The 24,516-nt window shown below is 47.8% G+C and carries 26 protein-coding genes, 2 rRNA genes and 1 other annotated feature; of the genes, 27 read left to right on the top strand and 1 reads right to left on the bottom strand.

Annotation, left to right across the window (positions count from 1 at the left end):
* Positions 1-8: 8 nt before the first annotated feature.
* From rrf (KJS65_RS28490) to pssA, 10 genes are all read left to right on the top strand, one after another.
* Positions 9-125: ribosomal RNA gene (rrf, locus tag KJS65_RS28490) — 5S ribosomal RNA — on the top strand.
* Between the two features lie 189 nt (positions 126-314).
* Positions 315-431: ribosomal RNA gene (gene rrf / locus KJS65_RS28485) — 5S ribosomal RNA — on the top strand.
* A 408-nt stretch (positions 432-839) separates the two neighbouring features.
* Positions 840-2,012 carry a GNAT family N-acetyltransferase gene (locus KJS65_RS28480; protein ID WP_213653162.1) on the top strand — a complete coding sequence of 391 codons (1,173 nt, stop codon included), beginning with the start codon at positions 840-842 and terminating at the stop codon, positions 2,010-2,012.
* A 408-nt stretch (positions 2,013-2,420) separates the two neighbouring features.
* The gene (locus KJS65_RS28475) at positions 2,421-2,882 is read left to right on the top strand and encodes a CtsR family transcriptional regulator (protein WP_213653165.1); all 462 of its coding nucleotides are present in this window, start codon (positions 2,421-2,423) and stop codon (positions 2,880-2,882) included.
* Between the two features lie 27 nt (positions 2,883-2,909).
* Positions 2,910-3,437 carry a protein-arginine kinase activator protein McsA gene (gene mcsA / locus KJS65_RS28470; protein WP_213653161.1) on the top strand — a complete coding sequence of 176 codons (528 nt, stop codon included), beginning with the start codon at positions 2,910-2,912 and terminating at the stop codon, positions 3,435-3,437.
* 29 nt (positions 3,438-3,466) lie between these two features.
* On the top strand, positions 3,467-4,528 hold the full coding sequence (gene mcsB / locus KJS65_RS28465; RefSeq protein WP_213653160.1) for a protein-arginine kinase McsB: 1,062 nt from the start codon (positions 3,467-3,469) through the stop codon (positions 4,526-4,528).
* Between the two features lie 79 nt (positions 4,529-4,607).
* Positions 4,608-7,052: an ATP-dependent protease ATP-binding subunit ClpC gene (gene clpC / locus KJS65_RS28460; protein ID WP_213653159.1), complete on the top strand. Its 2,445-nt coding sequence runs from the start codon at positions 4,608-4,610 to the stop codon at positions 7,050-7,052.
* Between the two features lie 204 nt (positions 7,053-7,256).
* On the top strand, positions 7,257-8,624 hold the full coding sequence (gene radA, locus KJS65_RS28455; protein ID WP_213653158.1) for a DNA repair protein RadA: 1,368 nt from the start codon (positions 7,257-7,259) through the stop codon (positions 8,622-8,624).
* Positions 8,625-8,637: 13 nt separating this feature from the next.
* Complete coding sequence (gene disA, locus KJS65_RS28450) at positions 8,638-9,714, top strand: DNA integrity scanning diadenylate cyclase DisA (protein ID WP_213653157.1); 1,077 nt, start codon at positions 8,638-8,640, stop codon at positions 9,712-9,714.
* 54 nt (positions 9,715-9,768) lie between these two features.
* On the top strand, positions 9,769-10,500 hold the full coding sequence (gene pssA, locus KJS65_RS28445) for a CDP-diacylglycerol--serine O-phosphatidyltransferase (protein ID WP_213653156.1): 732 nt from the start codon (positions 9,769-9,771) through the stop codon (positions 10,498-10,500).
* Positions 10,501-10,606: 106 nt separating this feature from the next.
* Here pssA and KJS65_RS28440 read toward each other — a convergent pair whose 3' ends face one another.
* The gene (locus KJS65_RS28440; protein ID WP_136609086.1) at positions 10,607-11,002 is read right to left on the bottom strand and encodes a nucleoside triphosphate pyrophosphohydrolase family protein; all 396 of its coding nucleotides are present in this window, start codon (positions 11,000-11,002) and stop codon (positions 10,607-10,609) included.
* 206 nt (positions 11,003-11,208) lie between these two features.
* Here KJS65_RS28440 and KJS65_RS28435 point away from each other — a divergent pair, with 206 nt between their 5' ends.
* The 17 genes from KJS65_RS28435 to rplL all read left to right on the top strand — a co-directional run bounded on the left by KJS65_RS28435 (position 11,209) and on the right by rplL (position 24,475).
* Positions 11,209-12,285: a PIN/TRAM domain-containing protein gene (locus tag KJS65_RS28435; RefSeq protein ID WP_213653155.1), complete on the top strand. Its 1,077-nt coding sequence runs from the start codon at positions 11,209-11,211 to the stop codon at positions 12,283-12,285.
* A 48-nt stretch (positions 12,286-12,333) separates the two neighbouring features.
* Positions 12,334-13,038, top strand: a complete 705-nt coding sequence (gene ispD / locus KJS65_RS28430) for a 2-C-methyl-D-erythritol 4-phosphate cytidylyltransferase (protein WP_280531364.1) — start codon at positions 12,334-12,336, stop codon at positions 13,036-13,038.
* A complete protein-coding gene (gene ispF, locus KJS65_RS28425; RefSeq protein ID WP_213653154.1) occupies positions 13,035-13,523 on the top strand; it encodes a 2-C-methyl-D-erythritol 2,4-cyclodiphosphate synthase in 489 nt (162 codons plus the stop codon). The genes ispD and ispF overlap by 4 nt, the downstream gene beginning before the upstream one ends.
* Before the next feature lie 285 nt (positions 13,524-13,808).
* Positions 13,809-15,272, top strand: a complete 1,464-nt coding sequence (gene gltX / locus KJS65_RS28420) for a glutamate--tRNA ligase (RefSeq protein ID WP_213653153.1) — start codon at positions 13,809-13,811, stop codon at positions 15,270-15,272.
* Between the two features lie 627 nt (positions 15,273-15,899).
* Positions 15,900-16,583: a serine O-acetyltransferase gene (gene cysE, locus KJS65_RS28415; protein ID WP_213653152.1), complete on the top strand. Its 684-nt coding sequence runs from the start codon at positions 15,900-15,902 to the stop codon at positions 16,581-16,583.
* Between the two features lie 57 nt (positions 16,584-16,640).
* Entirely contained in the window at positions 16,641-18,047 is a 1,407-nt protein-coding gene (gene cysS / locus KJS65_RS28410) for a cysteine--tRNA ligase (RefSeq protein WP_213653151.1), read from the top strand.
* The gene (locus KJS65_RS28405) at positions 18,044-18,499 is read left to right on the top strand and encodes a Mini-ribonuclease 3 (protein WP_213653163.1); all 456 of its coding nucleotides are present in this window, start codon (positions 18,044-18,046) and stop codon (positions 18,497-18,499) included. The genes cysS and KJS65_RS28405 overlap by 4 nt, the downstream gene beginning before the upstream one ends.
* Before the next feature lie 17 nt (positions 18,500-18,516).
* The gene (gene rlmB / locus KJS65_RS28400) at positions 18,517-19,260 is read left to right on the top strand and encodes a 23S rRNA (guanosine(2251)-2'-O)-methyltransferase RlmB (protein ID WP_213653150.1); all 744 of its coding nucleotides are present in this window, start codon (positions 18,517-18,519) and stop codon (positions 19,258-19,260) included.
* A gap of 6 nt (positions 19,261-19,266) precedes the next feature.
* Positions 19,267-19,788, top strand: coding sequence for an NYN domain-containing protein (locus KJS65_RS28395; protein ID WP_213653149.1), 522 nt, complete (start codon positions 19,267-19,269; stop codon positions 19,786-19,788).
* Between the two features lie 163 nt (positions 19,789-19,951).
* Complete coding sequence (gene sigH, locus KJS65_RS28390) at positions 19,952-20,596, top strand: RNA polymerase sporulation sigma factor SigH (protein ID WP_136609095.1); 645 nt, start codon at positions 19,952-19,954, stop codon at positions 20,594-20,596.
* Positions 20,597-20,993: 397 nt separating this feature from the next.
* Positions 20,994-21,143: a 50S ribosomal protein L33 gene (gene rpmG / locus KJS65_RS28385; RefSeq protein WP_076176720.1), complete on the top strand. Its 150-nt coding sequence runs from the start codon at positions 20,994-20,996 to the stop codon at positions 21,141-21,143.
* Between the two features lie 21 nt (positions 21,144-21,164).
* A complete protein-coding gene (gene secE / locus KJS65_RS28380; RefSeq protein ID WP_036712533.1) occupies positions 21,165-21,356 on the top strand; it encodes a preprotein translocase subunit SecE in 192 nt (63 codons plus the stop codon).
* A gap of 31 nt (positions 21,357-21,387) precedes the next feature.
* The gene (nusG, locus tag KJS65_RS28375; protein WP_136609143.1) at positions 21,388-21,921 is read left to right on the top strand and encodes a transcription termination/antitermination protein NusG; all 534 of its coding nucleotides are present in this window, start codon (positions 21,388-21,390) and stop codon (positions 21,919-21,921) included.
* Positions 21,922-21,989: 68 nt separating this feature from the next.
* Positions 21,990-22,415 carry a 50S ribosomal protein L11 gene (gene rplK, locus KJS65_RS28370; RefSeq protein WP_160501045.1) on the top strand — a complete coding sequence of 142 codons (426 nt, stop codon included), beginning with the start codon at positions 21,990-21,992 and terminating at the stop codon, positions 22,413-22,415.
* A gap of 87 nt (positions 22,416-22,502) precedes the next feature.
* Positions 22,503-23,195, top strand: coding sequence for a 50S ribosomal protein L1 (gene rplA / locus KJS65_RS28365; protein WP_213653148.1), 693 nt, complete (start codon positions 22,503-22,505; stop codon positions 23,193-23,195).
* A gap of 69 nt (positions 23,196-23,264) precedes the next feature.
* Positions 23,265-23,425: a sequence feature (ribosomal protein L10 leader region), on the top strand.
* A gap of 110 nt (positions 23,426-23,535) precedes the next feature.
* On the top strand, positions 23,536-24,039 hold the full coding sequence (rplJ, locus tag KJS65_RS28360) for a 50S ribosomal protein L10 (RefSeq protein WP_136609097.1): 504 nt from the start codon (positions 23,536-23,538) through the stop codon (positions 24,037-24,039).
* 70 nt (positions 24,040-24,109) lie between these two features.
* A complete protein-coding gene (gene rplL, locus KJS65_RS28355) occupies positions 24,110-24,475 on the top strand; it encodes a 50S ribosomal protein L7/L12 (RefSeq protein ID WP_213653147.1) in 366 nt (121 codons plus the stop codon).
* Positions 24,476-24,516 lie beyond the last annotated feature (41 nt).

The raw sequence follows: 24,516 nt of genomic DNA, 5'->3' as shown, positions 1-24,516 counted from the left end.
AAATCCTGTTTGGTGGCGATGGCGGAGGGGTTCCACGCGTACCCATCCCGAACACGACCGTTAAGCCCTCCAGCGCCGATGGTACTTGGACCGAAGGGTCCTGGGAGAGTAGGATGCCGCCAAGCAAAGAACCACTGTTGATAACAATCGACGGTGGTTTTTTTGTGCGTTATCCCCAATGTGGATATCTAAACCATGGTTAGAAAACAGAGTGAAATAGCCTACAAAATTCTTCCTTTACACAACAGCAAACCTGTTGTATTATATAAAAGTTCGCTTTTACATTCGAGAGCAGAAAGCCTCGAAAGAACCTGTTTGGTGGCGATGGCGGAGGGGTTCCACACGTACCCATCCCGAACACGACCGTTAAGCCCTCCAGCGCCGATGGTACTTGGACCGAAGGGTCCTGGGAGAGTAGGATGCCGCCAAGCGAAGAACCACTGTTGATAACAATCGACAGTGGTTTCTTTATTCGTAATTGACCTCAAGTAAGCTGTGGATTAATTTTCGGGAATTACTTCTCATCCACAGAAATAAAGACCCCTCATCTGTTTTCCTTCACTTGTACACAGAAAGATAGCCCCGTTGTCGCGTTTCTTCGCCATTTTCAAAAAACCGTCCACAAATTCACAATTTCATCCCCATGATTCACAGGTTGCTGTGTAAAATATGCATTTCATCAACTTTTTTATTTTTAGAATACGCTCAGCTTGTGGGTAATTCATTGACTTTGCCATAACCGTTTGCCATACTCGACTTGTAATCCGTTTGATGTGAAGCAATAAACTGCTTTATTGAAAATCAACGGCTCTTTCCAATACATAGGTGAGGTGAATGGGATGGAGATCAGAACACTGAAGGCTGAAGATTTTGATGCCATGATTAGATTGGGTGAATACGCTTTCCAATACCGGATGTCGGCAGAGGACAAGGAAAACGCAAGAAAGAGATTCAGTCCTGAAAATACATGGGGGATTTTTGGTGAAGAAGGGGAGCTGAGTGCGAAGTTGGTGCTGCTGCCTGTTGATATCTTTGTGTATGGCAGGAAAATACCGATGGCAGGGATTGGCGGCGTGGCAACATGGCCGGAATACCGCCGGCAAGGACTGGTCAATCAGCTTCTTACGCACTCACTGAAGGTGATGAATGAATCGGGTAAGCTGCTCTCCTTACTGCATCCTTTTTCTTTTCCTTTCTACCGCAAGTATGGCTGGGAAATGTTCAGTGATTATAAAAAGTATGTTATTCCAACCGACAAGCTGCCTGCCAAGGAAATGACGGATGGAACTGTGCGGCGAGATATTACGGATATAGCCATCTTAAATCAGGTATACGAGGCTTATGCAAGCGGTTTTAACGGTATGATGGTCCGTAGCGAGGAAAGGTGGAAGCATTCCATTCTGGATGATGAGGGACACACAGCCGTGTATTATTCCCCTTCGGGAGAGCCGCAAGGATACCTACTATATAAAGCCGAGAAAAAAGAGCTTTTGGTTGAAGAGTTTGTTTGGCTGAATGAAGAATCCAGACGGGCATTATGGACCTTCATATGCAATCATGACTCGATGGTAACCCAAACCGTTTTAGCCCAAATGCCTGCCAATGACGGCCTAACGTATATGCTTGCAGATCCAAGGATTACGCAGGAGCTTTCGCCTTTTGGTATGGCCCGGATTGTAAATGCAGCAGGATTTGTACAGGAATTTGCTTTCCAAGGCAGCGGAGAGGAACAATCCTGGACGGTACAAATTAAAGATCCACATGCCCCATGGAATGAGGGGAATTGGCAGTGGACACTTTCAGCAGAAGGAAAAGCTTCTGCAACAAAGACAGCTTCAGATGAGAATACACAAATTCAGTGCGATATCCAGACGCTCGCTGCTATGATGTTAGGCTATAAGCGGCCAATGGAATTGTGGAAATTGGGAAGATTGAACGGAGAGGCTGAAGCCATAACCAGATTGGAGCAAGCTATTCCCGTTGGTCAAACGTTTTTGCTTGACTATTTTTGAAATATTAATAATATACATAACTCTCCTGCACAGAAATGGCGGGGGAGTTATTTCTAATAAAAGGGATGAAATCGGACAAATAGGTCAAAAATGATATAAATACAGCTGCCCCCTTGGCAAAACGTGAGAATATGTTATAATATAGTCAAAGAAAGTCAAAGTCAGTTGTTGATCAAACATGGAATAGTCTGTGAATAAATGATGTTTATGTATGATCTGAATTGCCTGATGTTACAATAATAAAGCAGAAGCTGCGGGGATACCGGCGGCCCATGTTTGTATTCTCTTGTATCCGGTTCGCGCTTTGGATCTTTGGGTAATTTTTTAATTATGTGAATGATCCTTGAAGCTGGTGTTGGAATGGAGAAATTATTGGCTTTCGACAGCATTACAAGTGGAGGATGAATGATGCGTAATATCTCTGATATTATTGAACAATATCTGAAGGGTATTTTGCATGAAAGTCCCGAAGGATTGATCGAAATACAGCGTAATGATCTGGCGGACCATTTTTCCTGTGTACCCTCCCAGATCAATTATGTGATAAGCACAAGATTTACGCTGGAGAAGGGCTATCTCGTGGAAAGCAAGCGCGGAGGCGGCGGTTATATCCGGATTCAACGTATTGAGCTTCCGCAACATTCGGCGCTCCATACTCATCTACATACGACGATTGGCAGTACGATTGATCAAACCGTCGCAGAAGGGCTGATTTACCAGTTGGAGGAAGCCCGGTTTTTGAGTAAACGGGAAGCGTGCATGATGCGGGCTGCCATATCCAGAGAGATCCTATTGGTCAAACTTCCCTTTAGGGATGAGATACGTGCAAGGATAATGAAAGCGATGCTGATTTCTTTGCTAGGCAAATGAGTCTACAGAGAATAGGAGGTACTCGATATGCTTTGTCAAGAATGCGGAAAGAGACCCGCAACGCTGCATTTCACTAAAATTGTAAACGGTGAGAAAAATGAGTTCCACATTTGTGAAACCTGTGCGAGGGAAAAAGGGGAAATGATTCCTGGCACCTCGGGAGGATTCTCTATACACAGCCTATTATCAGGACTGCTTGATTTTGAAACCGCGGGAAAAGGGACGGCAAGTAGTAGCGTCAAAGCGCCACAATCCCTGCGATGTGAAGAATGCGGAATGACGTATTCGCAATTTAGCAAAATAGGCCGGTTCGGCTGCAGCTCCTGTTATAAATATTTTGGCGACCGCCTGGATCCTCTCTTCAAGAGAGTGCACGGGAATACGGTGCATGTCGGCAAAGTGCCGAAGAGAAGCGGCGGACGGATCCAATTAAAACGCAAAATCGATGATCTTAAGCTCGAACTGCAGCAGTGTATTCAGCAGGAGGAATTTGAAGAAGCTGCCCAGCTTAGAGACCAGATCAGAACACTTGAAAAAGAAATGGCAGGACAGTAAAGTTCGCTTAAAGCGAGGAGGAATGCGTGATGCCCAATCTCCGGTTTACCGAGAAAGCGCTGAGTGAGTGGATGCTTGGTACGGGAAGCGATTCCGATATCGTCATCAGCAGCCGGGTACGCATAGCGCGGAACCTGCAGCACTTGCCGTTTCCCCTTTTGGCGACACGCCAGCAATCGGAGGAAGTGCTGAATCTTCTGGCCAAAGTGCCCGAGGAACAGGATATCAAGTCTTTAGGAACGTTCTACACCATCGAGCTGGATGAAATCGAGCCGATTGATAAAAAGGTTCTGGTAGAGAAGCATTTGATCAGTCCCAGCCTGGCGAATGAGTCTCAAAACGGGGCCGTGATGATCAGTGAAGACGAATCTATCAGTATCATGATTAACGAAGAGGACCATCTTCGCATTCAATGTCTGTATCCGGGTTTTCAGGTCCGTGAAGCGTGGGAAAAGGCGACATCCATCGACGATCTTTTTGAGGCCGAGGTGGATTATGCGTTTGACGACAAACGCGGATATCTAACCAGCTGTCCCACCAATGTAGGAACGGGGCTCCGGGCGTCTGTAATGATGCATCTTCCGGCTCTGGTGATGACACAGCAGATTAACCGGATTTTATCCGCTGTTTCCCAGGTTGGCCTAACCGTTAGAGGAATTTACGGGGAAGGCAGCGAAGCAGTAGGAAACCTGTTTCAGATCTCCAACCAGATTACGCTTGGGCAGAGTGAAAATGAGATCATAGATAATCTGCACAGCGTAGTACTGCAAATTATCGAGCACGAGAAGAATGCCCGTACCCGGCTTATGAATGATTCACGTCTCCGTATTACGGACCGGATCAAACGGTCTTACGGCATTTTGTCGTACGCAGAAGTGATGGATTCCAAGGAAGCTGGGCAAAGGCTGTCCGATGTACGTTTAGGCGTTGATCTCGGTATTGTGGAGGGACCTTCCATTCCGGTAATGAATGAGCTGAATGTGATGACACAGCCCGGTTTTTTGCAAAAAAAATTCGGTCATGACATGAACAGCGAGGAACGAGATATTTACCGGGCAAGGTTGATTCGTGAGACCCTGGCGAAAGCCTAAGCGAAAGCATTACATTAATGAATAACGATATTCCGTTTTATTTCTAAATAAGATTTCAAACTCATGGAGGTGCAGGAGAATGATGTTCGGAAGATTTACGGAACGCGCTCAGAAAGTGCTGGCACTCGCTCAAGAGGAAGCCGTTCGTTTGGGACATAACAACATCGGTACAGAGCATATTTTGCTTGGACTGATTCGCGAGGGTGACGGCATTGCTGCTAAAGCATTGATCGGTCTTGGACTCGGACTTGAAAAGATCCAGGATGAAGTGGAGACACTCATCGGCAGAGGACAGGAGCAGCCGACCAATATCGCCTATACTCCGCGCGCCAAAAAAGTCATTGAATTGTCTATGGATGAAGCCCGTAAGCTGGGTCATACGTATGTGGGCACAGAGCATATTCTGCTCGGCCTGATCCGTGAAGGTGAAGGTGTAGCCGCACGTGTGCTCAACAATCTTGGCATCAGCCTGAACAAGGCACGTCAGCAGGTACTGCAGCTGCTGGGCAGCAGTGAGGCCGTATCAAGCCATCATGGCTCTCAGGCGAATGTCAGCACCCCAACACTGGATAGTCTGGCCCGTGACCTGACGGCAGCCGCTAAGGAAGGCAACCTCGATCCGGTGATCGGACGAAGCAATGAAATTGAACGTGTCATCCAGGTGCTTAGCCGCCGGACGAAGAACAACCCGGTTCTGATCGGTGAGCCGGGCGTAGGTAAAACGGCGATCGCAGAAGGGCTTGCCCAAAAAATCATTAACAATGAAATTCCGGAAACGCTTCGTGACAAACGCGTTATGACGCTGGATATGGGTTCGGTTGTCGCAGGTACCAAGTACCGCGGTGAATTCGAGGACCGTCTTAAAAAGATTATGGATGAAATCCGCCAAGCCGGAAATATCGTGCTGTTTATCGATGAGCTTCATACATTGATCGGTGCAGGCGGCGCTGAAGGTGCGATTGATGCCTCTAATATCCTGAAGCCTTCTTTGGCCCGTGGAGAACTGCAATGCATCGGTGCCACAACGCTGGATGAGTACCGTAAATACATTGAGAAGGATGCCGCTTTGGAACGCCGTTTCCAGCCAATCACGGTGGATCAGCCTTCTCCGGAAGAAGCGATTCAGATTCTGTTTGGCCTGCGTGACCGTTATGAAGCGCATCACCGCGTGAAAATTACAGATGAAGCGATCGTCGAGGCTGTTAAGCTGTCCGACCGCTATATTCCTGACCGGTTCCTGCCGGATAAAGCGATTGACCTGATTGACGAGGCCGGCTCCAAAGTAAGGCTTCATACTTATACGATACCGCCAAACCTGAAAGAGCTGGAGAGCCGTCTCGAAGACATCCGCAAGGAAAAGGATTCCGCTGTCCAAAGCCAGGAATTTGAAAAAGCGGCTGCGCTACGTGATACCGAGCAGAAGATTCGTGAAGAGCTCGAAATTACGAAGAATCAGTGGAAAGAAAAACAGGGCCGTACCGATTCCGAAGTTACACCAGAAGATATTGCACAGGTGGTAGCCAGCTGGACTGGTATCCCGGTACGCAAGCTCAAGGAAGAGGAAACCGAGCGTCTGCTCAACATGGAGTCCATTCTGCATGAGCGTGTAATTGGCCAGGAAGAGGCCGTCAAGGCCGTCAGCCGTGCTGTACGTCGTTCACGTGCCGGTCTGAAGGATCCGAAGCGTCCGATTGGTTCGTTTATCTTCCTGGGACCTACGGGTGTTGGTAAAACCGAGCTGGCCCGCGCATTGGCAGAAGCTATGTTCGGCGACGAAAATGCAGTCATCCGCATTGATATGTCCGAGTATATGGAGAAGCACTCCACGTCCAGACTTGTCGGAGCGCCTCCAGGATATGTGGGTTATGAGGAAGGCGGGCAGCTGACGGAGAAAGTACGCCGCAAGCCATACTCTGTTGTCCTTCTGGATGAGATTGAAAAAGCACATCCGGAAGTATTCAATATCCTGCTGCAGGTCCTTGAAGATGGACGTCTGACCGACTCCAAGGGACGTGTCGTCGATTTCCGTAACACGCTGATTATCCTGACTTCGAACGTGGGAGCAGATGCGATCAAAAAGAATTCCACCATGGGCTTTACCGCGTTGGCTGATGCAGGCGCCGATTATAACAACATGAAGGATAAGGTCATGGGCGAGCTGAAGAAGAGCTTCCGTCCAGAGTTCCTGAACCGGATCGACGAAATCATCGTCTTCCACTCGCTGGAAGAGAAGCATATCGCGGAGATCGTAACGCTGATGTCCGACGAGCTGCGTAAACGCCTGCGTGAATATGATGTAGACTTCATACTCACGGAGAAGGGCAAGGCATTCCTGGCCAAGGAAGGGTATGATCCTGCATTTGGAGCCCGTCCGCTCCGTCGTGCGATTCAGAAGCATATCGAGGACCGTTTGTCCGAAGAGCTTCTGACCGGCAATGTTGTCAAAGGTGATTCGCTTGTAATCGATGAGGAAAATGGCGAATTGACAGTGAAGAAAAACGACAACGTTTCAGCCAACTCCTGATTCTAACGTTAAAGCAAACAGATTTTAATAAGGGATTGCCTCGCTGCTTTGACATAAGCTGCGGGTCAATCCCTTTTATGTTTATGTAAACTTTTCGCAAATACTTTACGATAAATCTTATTAAATGGTAAAATTAAAATAATGCCAATTTTCTGAGTGATCGACAAAATTAGACAAATTTCCATATCGCCAAAAGGAGAGATCATGGCTAAAATAAAAACAAAATTCAACTGTACCGAATGCGGCTATGAGGCTGCTAAATGGTATGGTAAATGTCCGGGTTGTCAGGCTTGGAATACGATGATCGAAGAAACAGAAAGCGTTATTAAAACACAGGGAATGAATTCTCCGCTGTTTCATAGTAAAGAAAAGGCGCTTTCGATCATAAATATAGAAAGTAGCAACGAAGCGCGTGTGCAGACAGGGATCGGTGAGTTGAACCGCGTACTAGGCGGAGGTATCGTTCCAGGGTCGCTGATTTTGGTTGGCGGGGATCCAGGTATCGGTAAGTCTACGCTGCTGCTGCAAACCTCTCATGCTTTAGCACATTCGGGTTTGCGCGTTCTCTATGTATCTGGGGAGGAATCAGTGCGCCAGACGAAGCTTCGCGCGGACCGTCTGGGGGCTCTATCTCCGGAGCTGTATGTATTGTGTGAGACCAATATGGATCTCGTTGAAGAAGCGATTAACAGCATTCAACCGCAGTTTCTTGTTATTGACTCCATCCAAACCGTCTATATTCCGGAAGTGACCAGTGCTCCCGGGAGCGTGGCTCAGGTTAGAGAATGTACGGCCCGTTTTATGCGCGTGGCCAAAGGGCTTGGCATTGCAACTGTGCTCGTAGGGCATGTTACGAAGGAAGGAGCCATTGCGGGCCCGAGACTGCTTGAACATATGGTTGACTGTGTATTGTATTTTGAAGGGGAACGGCATCATACCTACCGACTTTTACGGGCAGTGAAGAACCGCTTTGGGTCAACCAACGAAATCGGAATTTTCGAAATGAATGAATCCGGCCTTGTCGAAGTGGAGAATCCTTCGGAGTTATTTTTATCCGAACGTCCGCTGGGGGTTGCAGGTTCGACGGTTGTCGCCAGTATGGAAGGTACCCGGCCTGTCCTGGTTGAGCTTCAGGCATTGATTTCCTCCACACACTTCCCGTCTCCGCGGCGAATGTGCACAGGTGTGGACCATCACAGGATGGGACTTATTATTGCGGTGCTGGAGAAGCGGATGGGAATGTTCTTGCAAAATCAGGATGCTTACCTGAATGTGGCGGGTGGTGTGAAGCTGGATGAGCCGGCGGTTGATTTGGCGATTGCTGTCAGCATAGCCTCCAGCTTTCGAGATATTCCGACAAAGCCATTTGATGTGATGTTCGGGGAGGTAGGCCTGACCGGAGAGGTCAGAGCAGTTTCACGCGCAGAGCAGCGGGTGAAAGAAGCCGAGAAGCTCGGCTTTAAGCGGATTATCATGCCGGAGAGAAGCTTAAAAGGCTGGAAGCATCCCAAAGGAATTGAAATTATTGGTATCAATACCGTGGCAGATGCACTAGCGGTCGCGTTAGATTAGGGGGCATAAAGAGATGAAGGAACCTAGCCAATTGGATAAAATGAATGACCTGCTTAGGCTGGTCGCCCCGGGCACGCCGTTTCGTGACGGTTTGGAAAATGTGCTGCGGGCCAAAACCGGAGGGCTGCTTGTCGTCGGCTATAGTCCGGAAGTGATGGAGGTAGTTGACGGCGGCTTCTCAATCAACTGTGATTTTTCACCCAACTATTTATACGAGTTGGCGAAGATGGACGGGGCCATCATACTGAGTGAGGATCTGAAGAGGATCCTGTATGCCAATACCCAGCTGATTCCTGATTCCTCCATCTCCTCGATCGAAACCGGTATCCGTCACCGTACCGCGGAGCGGGTAGCCAAGCAGACCGGCAAGCTGGTGGTATCCATTTCCCAGCGTCGTAACATTATTACTTTATATCAGGGGACGCTCAGATATGCGCTAAAAGAAATTGGCGTTATTTTGACCAAAGCGAACCAAGCGATTCAAACCCTTGAAAAGTACCGGGCAGTGCTTAACCAGTCGTTAACTAACCTGTCTGCATCCGAGTTTGAAGAACTGGTCACCGTGCCGGAAGTGGTAAACGTGATTCAGCGGGTTGAAATGGTGCTGCGCATCAAGATGGAGATCAAGCGCTATATCAATGAGCTCGGCAATGAGGGACGGCTCATCAGCATGCAGATGGAAGAGCTGGTCAGCAATATGGAGGAAGAAGCCTGGTTGCTGTATAAAGATTATGCACGCGAAGACAACGACGAGAAGATTCGTGAGATGATCGCAGGACTGAAACGGGCAACCGATGATGAGCTGCTCGATATTCACTACGTTATGCGTCTTCTGGGATATCCGCTCTCTGCTGCAACCTCGGAAGAATCTATTGCACCAAGGGGTTACCGGATTCTGAACAAAATCCCGCGTTTGCCGAATGTCATTATCCACAACCTGGTTGAGCGCTTCGATGAGCTGCCTCATGTCATGATGGCAACCATCGAGGAATTGGATGAAGTGGATGGAATTGGAGAAGTCAGAGCCCGCAACATAAAAGAAGGTCTGAAACGTTTACAGGAACAAGTATTCATTGACAGACAAATTTAAATGCCATACAATCAATGGATGATACGGGGGTACTAAAAAAACCGAGGTGAAGAAATGTTTACGAAATCAATTCCGAACATGTTTACGTTGGGTAACTTGTTTCTCGGAATGGTAGGAATTATGCTGGCTTTTGACAACAAATTAAGTTTGGCAGCCATCATGATTATTATTGCGATGCTTTGCGATGGTTTGGACGGCCGGATGGCCCGGGCGCTCAATGCACAGAGCGAATTCGGCAAGGAACTGGACTCTCTCTCGGATGTGATCTCTTTTGGTGTGGCACCCGCACTCATCATGTATGTAACTTCTTTTCATGGCATGCCTCACGCACTGATCTGGACCGTGACCGCGATTTTCCCGATTTGCGGAGCACTGCGTCTGGCGCGTTTTAATGTTCAATCCGCCGGAATTCCGGGATATTTTATTGGTTTACCTATACCGGCTGCAGGAGGCGTTCTAGCCACACTGTCGCTGTTTCATAAAGAAATATCGGCCCCTTATATGATCATCGCCATGCTGATCCTGTCGTATCTAATGGTCAGCACGGTTAAATATCCTAACTTCAAAAAGGTAGGTCTTCCTAAAAAGGCTGTGATGTACGCACCTGTAGTTATAGTTGCTTCGGTTGCTGTCGCTGTCATTTTTCCGGATCAAATATCCAAACTTATTTTTGTGCCGCTGGTGCTTTATGCAGCATACGGATTGAAACAAAATGTAGAGAAGCTGACCCGCAGACGTCATCATGACCAATCCGCGGATCATAAAGTGTACAACGATCACTCATAAGAGAACAGTTTAAGGTAACAATAAAAAGCATTTATTTCCTGCCGCGGCAGTGAAATAAATGCTTTTTTTGTTCCTGTATATCCAGCGTTGATTCGAATGGCTTCGTCTATGACAAATTAAACAAGCCAAGAGTGGAGCATTTTTGCGATTCCTTTTGGACAACTTCATCCATGTTGATATCGAGCAGGTTGCATAGAGCCGACATATAAAAAATGTTACGCCCCAGCTCGGTACTGATAATTTCCCTGCAGTTTTCACACAGCTCTCCACGAACATGAGTCCGTGCCACTTCTTTGGCTTCCTCGAGATCCACTTCAGATTCAAAGGACTGCTTGGTAGCATGCAGTTCGATACAGCCGCAATCTGTTATTGCCTTGGCAACAGCCCGATTGACGGAGGCACTGCTTTGTCCGTTTTTGGACAGCACATCCAATAGACTGCGGTGACGGAGCAACAGTTCGGAAACCTGATCCTGAAAAGCCTGTAAACTTGGTGCGCTCATTTTCCTTTTCACCTCTAGCATAAGAATTGAATTAATTATATGCCAGGCATTTGCCCATTTTCAACCAAAAATGACACATCTTCCAGAACTTAAATTTAAGAAAGGTATAGAAAAATTTGGAACTGGCAGGATTAGGAAGCCTGGAATTGGTTCATACTGCTAAGGAAATATGTATAACTAATACAATCAAGGAGGTGTGGGAACATATGCTGAGAAAAATTATTATGGCATTTGCCGGGCTGTGCGGTGCATGGTTGGGCTATACCATGCATCAATCAGCCGGATGGACGTTCCCTAAATTAGGTATCGATCATTCCGCATGGGGCGGCCTGATGTTTGCAGGACTTGGCGCAATTTTATTTTTGTTGATAGGTTCCATATCTGCTCAGGCGTTAACTGCCCGTGTACAGTCCATAATCCAATTGTTTGCGGGTATGCCAATGAATGACTTGGCAGCCGGAGCTGCCGGTCTGGTAGGAGGCCTTCTGCTGTCTCTGCTGATCTATCCGAGCTTGGCTTGGGCAGGTAAAGCCGGAGAAATCGCAGCTGTGGGGCTGACTCTACTATGCGGCTACATGGGATTCCGGGTTGGTCTGGATAAAAAGGATGAGCTGGCGACGCTGTGGACATCCGGAAGATGGGGCAAAGGGGATGCCTATGAGGACCGGAAAATTGAAGAGCATAAAATTTTGGATACCAGCGTGATCATTGATGGCCGTATCGCCGACATCTGCAAGACAGGTTTTATCGAAGGTACGATCGTCATTCCAGAATTTGTGCTTGAAGAGCTGCAGCATATTGCAGATTCGTCGGATTTGCTCAAACGCAACCGCGGCCGCAGAGGACTTGATATTTTAAACAAAATTCAGAAAGAACTGGATGTCAGAGTGCTGATCTACGAGGGGGACTTCGAAGAGATTTCGGAGGTGGACAGCAAGCTGGTCAAGCTCGCGAAGGTACTTCAGGGCAAAGTCGTTACGAATGATTTTAACCTGAATAAGGTTTGTGAGCTGCAGGGAGTATCGGTACTTAACATTAATGATCTGGCCAATGCGGTCAAGCCGGTCGTCCTGCCAGGGGAAGAAATTATGGTGCAGGTGATCAAGGATGGCAAGGAACATGGGCAGGGAGTAGCCTATCTGGATGATGGAACCATGATTGTGGTCGAAGGCGGGCGTGACTATATCGGAAGTATGATGGAGGTCCTGGTGACGAGTGTGCTCCAGACTTCCGCGGGACGGATGATTTTTGCCAAACCGAAACTGTTGGAAAAAGCCCAGTAAAAGGGGTATGATGGGGGTATACATTTTTACTGGGAGGCAGGGCGCAGCTTGGACACAGAAAATCGTGTGGGCGTGGTCGTGGTTTCCGCGGGCAGAGGCACAAGAATGGGAACCCGCGAAAGCAAGCAGTATCTGCTGCTGAAGGACAAGCCCATTATTATGCATACATTGGACGTCTTCGAACGGATGCCGCTGGTTCAAGAAATCGTTCTGGTGACCGGGGCAGAAGATATAGATCGATGCACCGGATGGATCAAGGAGTACGGACTCAGCAAAGTGGTTAAAGTGATATCGGGCGGAAGCGAAAGACAGCAGTCCGTATATAAAGGCTTGTTGGAGATCGGTACGGAATGGGTAATGGTACATGACGGTGTACGCCCGTTCATTGAACCTGAACATGTTGAGGCATGCTGCCGGAAAGCACAGCTTTCCGGAGCTGCGGTGCTCGCGGTGAAGGTGAAGGATACGATTAAGCAGGTGAGTGAGTCGGGAATGATCGAAGCAACACCCGACCGCCGGAGTCTGTGGGCGATTCATACCCCACAGGCTTTTCGTCTTTCAGCATTGAAGAAGGCGCATGAGCAGGCTGAGGCTGACGGCTTCATTGGAACGGATGATTCCATGCTCGTGGAAAGAATGGGCATTCCGGTAGCTGTCGTGGAGAGCAGCTATACGAATATAAAAATCACGACGCCGGAAGATTTGGAATATGCCGAATTCATGTTAAAACGCAGGGGAGAGAGAAATCCATGATACGTGTAGGACAAGGGTTTGACGTGCATGAGCTTGTAGAGGGCAGGCCATGTATTATTGGGGGAGTTACGATTCCTTATGAAAAGGGACTGCTTGGGCATTCGGATGCCGACGTGCTTTTGCATGCGGTGACAGATGCGATTCTGGGTGCGCTTGGACTCGGGGATATCGGTAAGCATTTTCCCGATACCGATCCAGAATTTAAAGATGCGGATAGCCTGAAGCTGCTGCTGTATATTTGGGATATGGCGAAGGAGCGGGGTTACCGTCTCGGGAATATTGATTCTACGATTATCGCTCAGAAACCAAAGATGGCTCCATATATTCCACAGATGGCCGAAGTCATCGCCAAGGCACTTGATGCAGATCTGGATCAGGTGAACGTAAAGGCAACAACGACGGAGCAGCTTGGATTCACCGGACGGGGAGAAGGCATTGCGGCGCAGTCTGTTGTCTGTCTCGTTAAAGATGTGCTATCATCTTGAGGGATTTTTGATTGGCATTCGAGTTATTAATCAATATATTGAATAGTGACAGCACAAGTAGCGGAGGAGACCGGAATCGATCTGAAGAAGCGAAGCGGTCGGCTAAAAGGTTTCCGCAGGAAAGCTCGCTTCGGAAGCATATGCTTTGTCTCCATATTTCTCCCTTTAAAAGATTAAATCAGGAAATATGGAGACAACAGCGATCGGAAGAACGATCCGGGAACCGTAGCGGTCACACGCAAGAATTATGACTGGTTTAATAACACAAAAGCGGAGGGGATTACCATGACTAATAAAGTTCGCGTACGTTACGCACCTAGTCCTACAGGACATTTACATATCGGGAACGCCAGAACGGCGTTGTTTAACTATTTGTATGCCCGTAATCAAGGCGGAGATTTCATTATCCGGATTGAGGATACGGATGTGAAGCGCAACATTGCAGGTGGTGAAGAGAGCCAGCTGAAGTATTTGAAATGGCTTGGTCTGGATTGGGATGAAAGTATTGATATCGGCGGCGAATACGGACCTTACCGTCAAACGGAGCGCCTTGATATTTATAATAAATATACGCAGGATTTGCTGGACAGAGGTCTCGCATACCACTGCTACTGCACGGAAGAGGAGCTGGAGAAGGAACGCGAGGAGCAAATGGGCCGCGGCGAAACACCTCGTTACTCCGGCAAACACCGTGATTTGACTGAGGATCAACGTAAGGCCTTTGAAGCAGAAGGACGTACAGCAAGCATTCGTTTCCGCGTCCCTGAGGACAAGACGTATACGTTTGACGACATCGTTAAAGGCATGATTTCCTTCAATACTCAGGACACAGGCGACTTTGTTATTGTGAAAAGAGACGGCATTCCGACATATAACTATGCAGTTGTTATCGACGATTATTTGATGAAGATCTCCCATGTACTCCGTGGAGAGGATCATATTTCGAATACTCCCCGCCAGCTGATGATTTATGAAGCCTTGGGCTGGGAAGCGCCTCGTTTCGGCCATATGACATTGATCGTGAACGAAAACCATAAGAAGCTGAGCAAGCGGGATGAGTCCATTATCCAGTTCATTGAACAGTATGATCAGCTTGGCTATCTTCCTGAAGCTCTGGTTAACTTTATCGCACTGCTCGGCTGGTCGCCGGAAGGGGAAGAGGAGATTTACAGCCGAGAAGAGCTGATTAAAATTTTCAACCCGGACCGGTTGTCGAAGAGTCCAGCCGTGTTTGACCAGAACAAACTGGCTCATCTGAATAACGCCTACATCAAGCAGGCAGATCCAGAGCGGATTGCCAAGCTGGCTATCCCTCATCTCCAAAAAGCGAGCCGTCTGCCGGCGGAGCTCAGTGAAGAGCAGGAAGTTTGGGCGAGGAAGCTGGTCGCTCTTTACCAGGAGCAAATGACCGCAGCCTCCGACATTGTCGGTTTGTCCGATGTGTTCTTCCGCACGCATATGGAAGTGGACCATGATGCCCAGCCTGTTCTGGCTGAAGAGCAGGTACCAACCGTATTGAAAGCTCTGCTGGACAAAATTGAGGCATCCGAGGAGTATACAGCTGCTCAAATCGCTGTTCTGATCAAAGAAGTGCAGAAGGAAACCGGATTCAAAGGGAAACAGCTGTTTATGCCAATCCGTGTTGCGTTAACGGGCCAGATGCATGGCCGTGATTTGAATGAAACCATCTATCTGCTTGGCAAGAATCGCGTAATCGAACGTTTGAGATCGCAAATTAAAGGAGCCTAGCGGAAACGACGACTGGATAGAAGGCCCGAATATGGGCGAAAACATTTCTTGTCAGTCTGATGCATTTTCGGCTATAATTACTACCAAAATAAGATCTATAAAAACCTGCCCTAAGCAGCAGGCCTGAATAGATGATGTTGCCCAACAGCGACGAACAGGAGAAGTACGCTTTAACCCCAGGCATTTGCCAGAGAGGATAACCTCATGGAGAATCTGCTTTCCATGCGGCTGGAAGTTATCCATATGCCGACTGCGGAAATGCGCCTGTGAGCTGCATGGATGAGCGGTTCAGATTGAACCGTTAGACTATGCCGGAAGGTCCCCCGTTAACAGGACAGATGAGAGGAATTCAGCTTTATGCGCAGACCTATGCATAAAAATGGATTCAAGCAGAGTGGAACCGCGTATAACGCCTCTGCAGCGAAAGCTGCCGAGGCGTTTTTTGGTCTTTAAATAGTATAACTTTGAAGACGTGGCTGCCTTTTATCACAAGAAAAACTTCGGTTACAAGCGGTCAGTCTTCTGTGGAAATACGCCGATAAAGTTTTTCTTTTGAGATAAACCACCGGTAGTACCAGATATCTTTCGCGACGCGAGGGATTAGAAGAGACGAAGAGGGGAACGGATATGTTTAAGCAGATCAGATCGGATGTCCAGACGGTATTTGAAAATGATCCGGCCGCCAGAAGACTGTTCGAAGTGGTATTCACATATTCAGGACTGCACGCCATCTGGGCTCACCGGATTGCCCACAAGCTGTACAGACATCGGTGGTTCACACTGGCGCGTATTATTTCACAGTTCAGTCGTTTCATGACAGGAATCGAGATCCATCCCGGCGCCAAGATCGGCAGGAGGCTCTTTATCGATCATGGCATGGGCGTAGTTATAGGGGAAACCTGTGAGATTGGTGATGACGTTGTGATTTACCAAGGCGTCACGCTGGGAGGTACCGGCAAGGAAAAGGGGAAACGCCACCCGACGATTGGGAATAATGTCGTCATCGCTTCCGGTGCCAAGGTTCTGGGATCTTTTAAGGTGGGAGACCAAAGCAACATTGGTGCTAACTCGGTTGTGCTGAAAGAGGTGCCTGCCAACAGTACGGTCGTAGGCATACCGGGGACCATTGTCAAGCAGGATGGTCGTCGTGTAGATCGCCTCAGCCACCAGCTGCCCGACCCGATTGTGGATTCGATTCGAGGTATGCAGAGGGAAATTGACCGCCTCCGGGGGGAGCTCGAAAGCATCAAATACGAAAACAACGAGCTGGTTCAGATCAAAGCCGCCGCAGGCAGGGAGCATAATGATTAAAACTTGGGTTATGGAACATTCAGGATTTTCATTTAAAGAAAGAAAGGAAATGTGAATATGGCGCTTCAAATTTATAATACATTGAATCGAGCCAAGGAAGAATTTGTGCCGCAGGAACCTGGAAAGGTGAAGATGTATGTATGCGGGCCTACCGTATATGATTACATCCATATCGGCAACGCGCGGCCAATGATCTTTTTTGATGTGGTCCGTACGTATCTTGAACAAATCGGCAATGAGGTTAACTATGTGGTTAACTTCACGGACGTGGACGATAAGCTTATCCGCAAGGCAGAGCAGTTGAGCAGCACGGTGCCAGAGGTAGCTGACAAGTTTATCAAGGCATACTTTGAGGATTTGGAAGGCCTTGGTATTCACAAGGCGACAATCAATCCGCGCGTAACCGAGAATATGGACAATATCATTGCCTTCATTCAGGAGCTGGAGCAGAATGGTTTTGCTTATGAAAAAGGCGGCGATGTGTTTTACCGGACGAATAAATTTCCTGATTACGGTAAGCTCTCGCATCAGAAGCTGGATGAACTGCAGTTCGGCATTCGGATCAACGTCGACGAGCGCAAGGAAAATCCGGAGGACTTCGTGCTCTGGAAAGCAGCCAAACCGGGTGAAATCTACTGGTCCAGCCCTTGGGGAGACGGACGTCCAGGCTGGCATATTGAATGCTCGGCAATGGCTCGCCGCTATCTGGGGGATACAATTGATATTCACGGAGGCGGACAGGATTTGCAGTTCCCGCATCATGAGTGTGAGGTAGCCCAGTCCGAAGCGCTGACAGGCAAACCGCTGGCTAATTACTGGATGCATAACGGTTATATCAAAATTAATAACGAAAAAATGTCGAAATCACTCGGCAATGGTATTCTGGTTAAAGATCTGCGCAAGGAATTCAAAAAAGAGGCCATCCGCTATTTCATGCTTTCAACACACTACCGTAACCCGCTTAACTTCAACGCGGAAACGATGGATCAGGCGATGAACAGTGTGGAGCGTATTGCCAATGCTGTCGGCAACCTGAAGCACCGTTTGAAAACCGTTACTCCTGATGGTCACGGGCAGGTTCGGGATGAAATGAAGCAGAAGCTGGATAGCATTCTGAAGCAGTACTACGAAAAGATGGATGACGATTTCAATACACCGGATGCCATTACCGCAATGTTCGAATGGGTCAATGAAGCCAATTTGCTGCTGCAGGAGTCCGTGGCGAACCCGGAAGAATTAAAGGCTATGCTGGCTGCTTTTGAAGAGTTGAATGCCGTGCTTCGTTTGTATGCGGGCGAAGAGGCTGAGCTCCTGGACGAAGAGGTTGAGAACCTCATTGCAGAGCGGATGGAAGCACGTAAGGATAAGAACTGGAGCCGCGCTGATGAAATCCGTGATCTCCTGGGTGCGCAGGGAATTGTGCTGGAGGATACGGCGCAGGGCATGCGTTGGCGGCGGAAATGAGCGGCCAAGACAATCAGGGGCTGACACCGGAAGCGGGATGGTTCAATTACCCTCCTTCCAGACAGCCCCGGCTGATTCCGCCGATTGTGCTCGCATACATCGGGGACGCCATTTATGAAGTAGCTGTCAGGCAATACTTGATTTCCAAACCGAATCTGAAGCCGAATCAGCTTCACCGTCAGGCGACAGGAATGGTGTCAGCCAAAGCACAAAGCCGGATCGTGACAGCCCTTGATCCTGTTTTAACGGATGAGGAAAAGGACGTCGTAAGGCAAGGACGCAATGCCAAATCCGGCAGCATTCCCAAAAATGCCGACGTGCTGGAATACCGCCACGCTACGGCATTTGAAAGTCTGATCGGATATCTGTACTACATGCAGCAGCTCGATCGGATGCAGGAGCTCATTGGAATGGGTATTGAATATATAGAACAAAATCAGCATGTAAAATAAAGCTTCTGGAGGATATCATGGATGAAGAAATCATCGGCGGGAAGCACTCGGTTATCGAAGCGCTAAAATCCGGCCGTACCATCAACAAAATTTGGATTGCTGAAAATGCCCAAAAGCATTTGACGCAGCCAATTATTATCGAGGCAAAAAAGCTGGGGATTGTGATCCAGCAGGTCGATAAGCGCAAGCTTGACCAAATGGCACCTGACATGCAGCATCAGGGTGTAGTCGCGCAGGTTGCGCCTTACGCTTACGCTGAAGTAGAGGACATTCTGAAGGTAGCGGAGGATAAGGGCGAGCCGCCTTTTATCCTGCTGCTTGACGAAATTGAGGATCCTCACAATCTGGGATCCATTCTGCGTACAGCAGATTGCACCGGAGTGCACGGAGTCATTGTTCCAAAACGCCGCTCGGCGCAGGTGACAGCCACTGTCTCCAAAACCTCGGCAGGAGCAGCAGAATATGTCCCGGTAGCAAGGGTTACTAATTTGGGACAGACGATTGATTCTTTGAAGGAAAAAGGAGTTTGGGTCGTAGGCACGGATGTTTCGGCTGTTGCGGGGATCTATGAAACCAACGTCTTTGACGGTCCGGTAGCCATCGTCATTGGCAATGAAGGCAAAGGTATGGGGCGGCTTATCCGGGAAAAATGCGATGTTTTGATCAAGCTGCCGATGAACGGACAGATCAACTCGCTGAATGCCTCTGTGGCAGCCGGTGTAGTGATGTACGAAGTATTGCGCCGCCGTAATCAAGGTTAACGTGAAATGGCGGATTTGCGGGATGTGCTTCTGGTGGACGGCTACAATATGATCGGAGCCTGGCCGTCTCTTGCGAAGCTGTCGCAAATCAGCATGCAGGAGGCGCGCGATAATCTGCTTGGCAAGCTTGCGGATTACCAGGCATTCACAGGCCGCAAAGTCATTGCCGTCTTCGATGCGTATCGGGTTCCAGGGCTCGGCAAAGCCTTTGCCCAAAGTAAAATACAGGTTTATTTCACAAAAGAGAAAGAAACTGCCGATGAATGTATAGAGCGGCTTGTGGGAGAACTGAGCCTTCGCAGCCGTAAAATATATGTAGCTACCAGCGATTTCATCGAGCAGCATGTGATATTTGCACGCGGTGCGCTGCGGCTCTCTGCCCGTGAGCTGTTGATCGAGGTGGAGAACTGCGAGAAGGCGATACAAAACCGCATCAGGAGCGATCATGCCCCATCGACACGAAATACGCTGGACAGCAAGCTCAAACCGGAGCTTCGAGAAATATTCGAGAAATGGCGCAGAGAGTGACAAATAATGGAAGAGATTACAAATTTGAATCTCTTGACAATTTTGTTATTCATGTTCTTTTTTAGGTAATACGTGGTTGACGGTTTCAACTGCCATCATATATACTGTTCGTATATTTCACAGAGTAACGGGGTACCTTGCGTTGCAGCCGGGGGGATTCTTGGTGAGTGTAGACCTCAAAGAATTATCGTTGTCGGATTACGAGTACAAGTCAGATGAGGACGTTGTCGAATATTTTCGTGAAGGCGATAGCGAAGCGCTGGAGTTCTTGATTAACAAGTACCGGAATTTCGTGCGCGCCAAAGCCAGGTCTTACTTTTTGATCGGTGCGGACCGAGAGGATATCATTCAGGAAGGCATGATCGGCTTATACAAATCGATCCGTGATTTCCGTATGGACAAGCAGTCTTCGTTCAAAGCTTTCGCCGAGCTCTGTATTACAAGACAGATTATTACGGCGATCAAGACAGCGACAAGACAGAAGCATATTCCGCTGAATTCCTATGTATCTTTGGACAAGCCGATTTACGATGAAGATTCCGACCGGACACTGCTTGATGTGATTTGTGGTACTCAGGTTTCTGATCCCGAGGAATTAATAATCAACCAAGAAGAGTTTGTAGGTCTTGAGGACAAGATGTCCGAGATTTTGAGTGACCTGGAACGTAAAGTGCTGATGCTGTATTTGGATGGCCGCTCCTATCAGGAGATCGCGGTTGATCTCAAAAGGCATGTGAAATCGATTGATAACGCACTGCAGCGTGTCAAACGCAAACTGGAACGTTATTTGGAAGTTCGTGATAATTAGACGCTTAGATCCAAAAAAGACTCACTTTAGAGTCTTTTTTTTTCACAATGGAACATGCCAAGGTTTAAGCACCTCAGGAATGAATCATACTGGTAAATGAATGCAGGCAGCTTGAACAGAGAAAAAAAGGCTTGAAACGACTAGGGGAAATGCGATCCCGGCACGCCGAAAACAGGGTCATTCTTTCGTTGACACGAATTGACCCTTATGATAAAGTGTTTTAGGTAGGCCTAAATTCGCGTGTTTTAATGAATGTATGAGCAAAGACCGTAGGTTTTTGTTTATTGTTCATTTCGCAGGAACGGTTATTTTCTTTTCAGCAATGAAGGGCTTAGGCTGTTCTGCTAGGAAATATAGAGTCTTCTGGAAAGAAGGACGTCTTCGGGAGGTGCACAGCATGCGGGTAATTATAACTTTGGCTTGTACGAACTGCAAACAAAGAAACTATACGACTACCAAAAACAAGCGAAATCACCCCGACCGCATGGAGATGAAGAAATTTTGCAAGTTCTGTAACGAGCAAACTCCTCATCGCGAAACCAGATAGTTTTTTGGAGGTGTAGTCGGCGTGAAAAGTAGTTTCAAGTCTCTGTTTTCCTTTTTCTCTGAAAGCTGGGCGGAGCTCAAAAAAGTTCGCTGGCCTAATCGTAAAGAGCTGACGAATTATACTCTTATCGTCCTCGGCACCATTGTATTCGTCACGATTTATTTTTGGGTTCTGGATATCGGCATTTCCGCTGTGATCGAAGCGATTATTTAAGAAGGGTCCCGGGTGGCTTGATATGGAAACTATGGAAAAAAGATGGTACGTTGTGCATACCTATTCAGGGTATGAGAACAAGGTCAAGGCCAATTTAGAAAAACGTGTTGAGTCTATGGGCATGGAAGACAAGATTTTCCGCGTTCTTGTTCCGATGGAAGAAGAAGTGGTAAACAAGGATGGTAAGAAAAAGACCGTCATGAGAAAAGTTTACCCCGGTTATGTCTTGGTTGAAATGATCCAGACTGACGACTCGTGGTATGTTGTCCGCAACACGCCTGGAGTTACAGGATTCGTTGGATCGACGGGTTCGGGTTCTAAACCGACAGCATTGCTTCCAGATGAAGTTGAACAGATTCTGAAGCATATGGGAATGGAAGAGCCTAAACCTAAGATTGAATTCGACATTAAGGAATCCGTGCGTATCAAGGTTGGTCCGTTTGCGAATTTTGTGGGCTCTGTAGAAGAAATTCTAGCCGACAAGAGCAAACTCAAAGTTCACGTCAACATGTTTGGACGGGAAACCCCGCTTGAGCTGGATTATACTCAAGTAGAGAAGATATAAAATTCTTCAGGTTTCTTGTGGGAGGGGCCATAGAGTCCCGTTAACCACTTTTGAAGGAGGTGTCTTACATGGCAAAAAAGGTAATCAAAATGGTGAAACTGCAAATTCCTGCAGGTAAAGCGAATCCAGCACCACCAGTAGGTCCAGCATTGGGTCAAGCAGGTGTCAACATCATGGCATTCTGTAAAGAATTCAACGCTCGTACTGCTGATCAAGCTGGTCTGATTATTCCGGTTGAAATCTCGGTATTTGAAGATCGCTCCTTTACGTTTATCACTAAAACTCCACCGGCTGCAGTTCTGCTTCGCGTAGCTGCAAAAATCGAGAAGGGTTCCGGCGAACCTAACAAGAAAAAGGTGGCAACTGTTAAACGTAGCGCAGTTCGTGAAATCGCTGAAACTAAAATGCCTGACCTTAACGCTGCATCTGTTGAAGCTGCTATGCGTATGGTTGAAGGTACTGCCCGCAGTATGGGTATCAATATCGAAGACTAATTATTTCGGTTTTTCTGCGACAACCGGTCAAGCGTGACCGGCATATGTGGGAGGAATTTCCGTTAAAACCACAAAGGAGGAACAAACATGGCGAAACATGGTAAGAAATATGTTGAAGCTGCCAAGTTGATTGACAGCGAAACATTTTACGAACCAGCAGAAGCCGTTGAGCTTGTGAAAAAAGCTGCGACAGCTAAATTCGACGAAACCGTTGAAGTTGCAGTGCGTTTGGGTGTAGACCCGCGTAAACAAGATCAGGCTGTTCGTGGTGTTGTTGTCCTGCCTCACGGCACAGGCAAAACACAACGTGTACTGGTATTTGCAAAAGGTGAAAAAGCGAAGGAAGCGGAAGCGGCTGGCGCGGATTATGTTGGCGATCAAGACATGATCAACAAGATCCAACAAGGCTGGTTCGAATTCGACGTCTGCGTAGCTACACCTGATATGATGAGCGAAGTCGGTAAACTGGGTCGTCTGCTCGGTGGTAAAGGCCTCATGCCTAACCCTAAAGCAGGTACAGTTACATTCGATGTTTCCAAAGCTGTTCAAGAAATTAAAGCTGGTAAAATCGAATACCGTCTGGACAAAGCAGGTCAAATTCATGCTCCAATTGGTAAAGCATCCTTTGATGCGGTAAAACTGAATGAGAACCTTAAAGCTCTCATCGACGCACTCAACCGTGCTAAGCCAGCTGCTGCTAAAGGTGTTTATCTGAAAGGGATCGCAGTATCCTCGACGATGGGACCAAGCGCACGTGTGAGCACAGCTTCTTACAGATAATAAATATGACGTTGACTTCTGTCACGTTATCTGATAATCTGTAAAAGTTGTTGTAAAAGAACTGACCTTTAAAGTTGAATATGCTTACCGTAGACAGTAGGTGCCCCGCAAAGGCTTAATCTCCTACCGAGGTGTTGTGATAGAATATAGATGTTTGCTCCCGAATACGTTTCGGACAACCATCATTCATCAGGCCTTCGTGATTCTACGGAGGCTTTTTACTTGCCTAGAACGAGTATGGGACGGGAAGTAGTCAGACTTTTCATCCTAACGATACAGAATGTCCCGGTAATTCCGGATCCGGATGCCGAGGCAGTGAAACTTTCAGGAGGTGTAGACATTGGCAAACGCAAAAGTGATTCAAGCGAAACAAGAAGCAGTAGATGTTGTAACGGCTAAATTGCGCGATAGCGTAACTACCGTTGTAGCGGACTACCGTGGATTGAACGTTTCCCAAGTGACCGAACTGCGTAAGCAGCTTCGTGAAGCTGGCGTTGAATTCCAAGTGTTGAAAAACACGTTGCTGCGCCGCGCTACCGCTGCTGCTGAGCTGACAGAACTGGACGAAGTATTGACCGGTCCTACAGCGATTGCATTCAGTGCGGATGACGCCGTAGCTCCAGCCAAAATCCTTAACGATTTTGCTAAGAAGAACGACGCATTGAAATTGAAAGGTGGCGTGGTTGAAGGCCGTGTAGTTGGCGTTGACCAAGTTAAAGCGCTGGCAGAACTGCCATCCCGCGAAGGTCTCCTTTCCATGCTCCTCAGCGTGCTTCAAGCTCCTATGCGCAACTTCGCGCTTGCAGTTAAAGCCGTTGCAGAGAAAGAAGAGCAAGGCGCGTAAGCACCTGTCTCTTCATGCAGTATGAAGTACAAACAACAAAAAACTTTTATTATAAAATGGAGGTTCAACCATGAGTAAAGAGCAAATCTTGGAAGCAATCAAAGGTATGACTGTTTTGGAACTGAACGATCTTGTTAAAGCAATCGAAGAAGAATTCGGCGTAACTGCTGCAGCTCCTATGGCTATGGTAGGCGGCGGCGCTGGCGCGGCTGAAGCTGAAGAGCAAACTGAATTCGACGTAATCCTGACTAGCGCTGGTGCTTCCAAAATCAACGTTATCAAAGCGGTTCGCGAAATCACTGGCCTTGGCTTGAAAGAAGCTAAAGACCTCGTTGACAACGCACCAAAACCACTGAAAGAAAAAGTGGGTAAAGAAGAAGCTGATTCCGTTAAAGCTAAATTGGAAGAAGCAGGCGCTTCTGTAGAAGTGAAGTAATTTCTTCTCAAGCTGCTTTAAACAAAACGAACCCCTTGAAT

This window comes from Paenibacillus sp. J23TS9 (genome assembly GCF_018403225.1).
Taxonomy (GTDB): Bacteria; Bacillota; Bacilli; order Paenibacillales; family Paenibacillaceae; genus Paenibacillus_AQ.
This window is presented reverse-complemented; position numbering and strand designations above follow the sequence as displayed.

What these genes read in the sequence shown, in the direction of transcription:
- rplA (WP_213653148.1), top strand. Translation starts at nt 22,503, where the DNA reads ATGGCGAAACATGGTAAGAAATATGTTGAAGCTGCCAAGTTGATTGAC.
- ispF (WP_213653154.1), top strand. Translation starts at nt 13,035, where the DNA reads ATGATACGTGTAGGACAAGGGTTTGACGTGCATGAGCTTGTAGAGGGC.
- KJS65_RS28475 (WP_213653165.1), top strand. Translation starts at nt 2,421, where the DNA reads ATGCGTAATATCTCTGATATTATTGAACAATATCTGAAGGGTATTTTG.
- mcsA (WP_213653161.1), top strand. Translation starts at nt 2,910, where the DNA reads ATGCTTTGTCAAGAATGCGGAAAGAGACCCGCAACGCTGCATTTCACT.
- cysE (WP_213653152.1), top strand. Translation starts at nt 15,900, where the DNA reads ATGTTTAAGCAGATCAGATCGGATGTCCAGACGGTATTTGAAAATGAT.
- pssA (WP_213653156.1), top strand. Translation starts at nt 9,769, where the DNA reads ATGTTTACGAAATCAATTCCGAACATGTTTACGTTGGGTAACTTGTTT.
- rlmB (WP_213653150.1), top strand. Translation starts at nt 18,517, where the DNA reads ATGGATGAAGAAATCATCGGCGGGAAGCACTCGGTTATCGAAGCGCTA.
- KJS65_RS28395 (WP_213653149.1), top strand. Translation starts at nt 19,267, where the DNA reads ATGGCGGATTTGCGGGATGTGCTTCTGGTGGACGGCTACAATATGATC.
- nusG (WP_136609143.1), top strand. Translation starts at nt 21,388, where the DNA reads ATGGAAAAAAGATGGTACGTTGTGCATACCTATTCAGGGTATGAGAAC.
- clpC (WP_213653159.1), top strand. Translation starts at nt 4,608, where the DNA reads ATGATGTTCGGAAGATTTACGGAACGCGCTCAGAAAGTGCTGGCACTC.
- rpmG (WP_076176720.1), top strand. Translation starts at nt 20,994, where the DNA reads ATGCGGGTAATTATAACTTTGGCTTGTACGAACTGCAAACAAAGAAAC.
- KJS65_RS28405 (WP_213653163.1), top strand. Translation starts at nt 18,044, where the DNA reads ATGAGCGGCCAAGACAATCAGGGGCTGACACCGGAAGCGGGATGGTTC.
- KJS65_RS28440 (WP_136609086.1), bottom strand. Translation starts at nt 11,002, where the DNA reads ATGAGCGCACCAAGTTTACAGGCTTTTCAGGATCAGGTTTCCGAACTG.
- gltX (WP_213653153.1), top strand. Translation starts at nt 13,809, where the DNA reads ATGACTAATAAAGTTCGCGTACGTTACGCACCTAGTCCTACAGGACAT.
- cysS (WP_213653151.1), top strand. Translation starts at nt 16,641, where the DNA reads ATGGCGCTTCAAATTTATAATACATTGAATCGAGCCAAGGAAGAATTT.
- disA (WP_213653157.1), top strand. Translation starts at nt 8,638, where the DNA reads ATGAAGGAACCTAGCCAATTGGATAAAATGAATGACCTGCTTAGGCTG.
- radA (WP_213653158.1), top strand. Translation starts at nt 7,257, where the DNA reads ATGGCTAAAATAAAAACAAAATTCAACTGTACCGAATGCGGCTATGAG.
- KJS65_RS28435 (WP_213653155.1), top strand. Translation starts at nt 11,209, where the DNA reads ATGCTGAGAAAAATTATTATGGCATTTGCCGGGCTGTGCGGTGCATGG.
- rplK (WP_160501045.1), top strand. Translation starts at nt 21,990, where the DNA reads ATGGCAAAAAAGGTAATCAAAATGGTGAAACTGCAAATTCCTGCAGGT.
- KJS65_RS28480 (WP_213653162.1), top strand. Translation starts at nt 840, where the DNA reads ATGGAGATCAGAACACTGAAGGCTGAAGATTTTGATGCCATGATTAGA.
- rplL (WP_213653147.1), top strand. Translation starts at nt 24,110, where the DNA reads ATGAGTAAAGAGCAAATCTTGGAAGCAATCAAAGGTATGACTGTTTTG.
- mcsB (WP_213653160.1), top strand. Translation starts at nt 3,467, where the DNA reads ATGCCCAATCTCCGGTTTACCGAGAAAGCGCTGAGTGAGTGGATGCTT.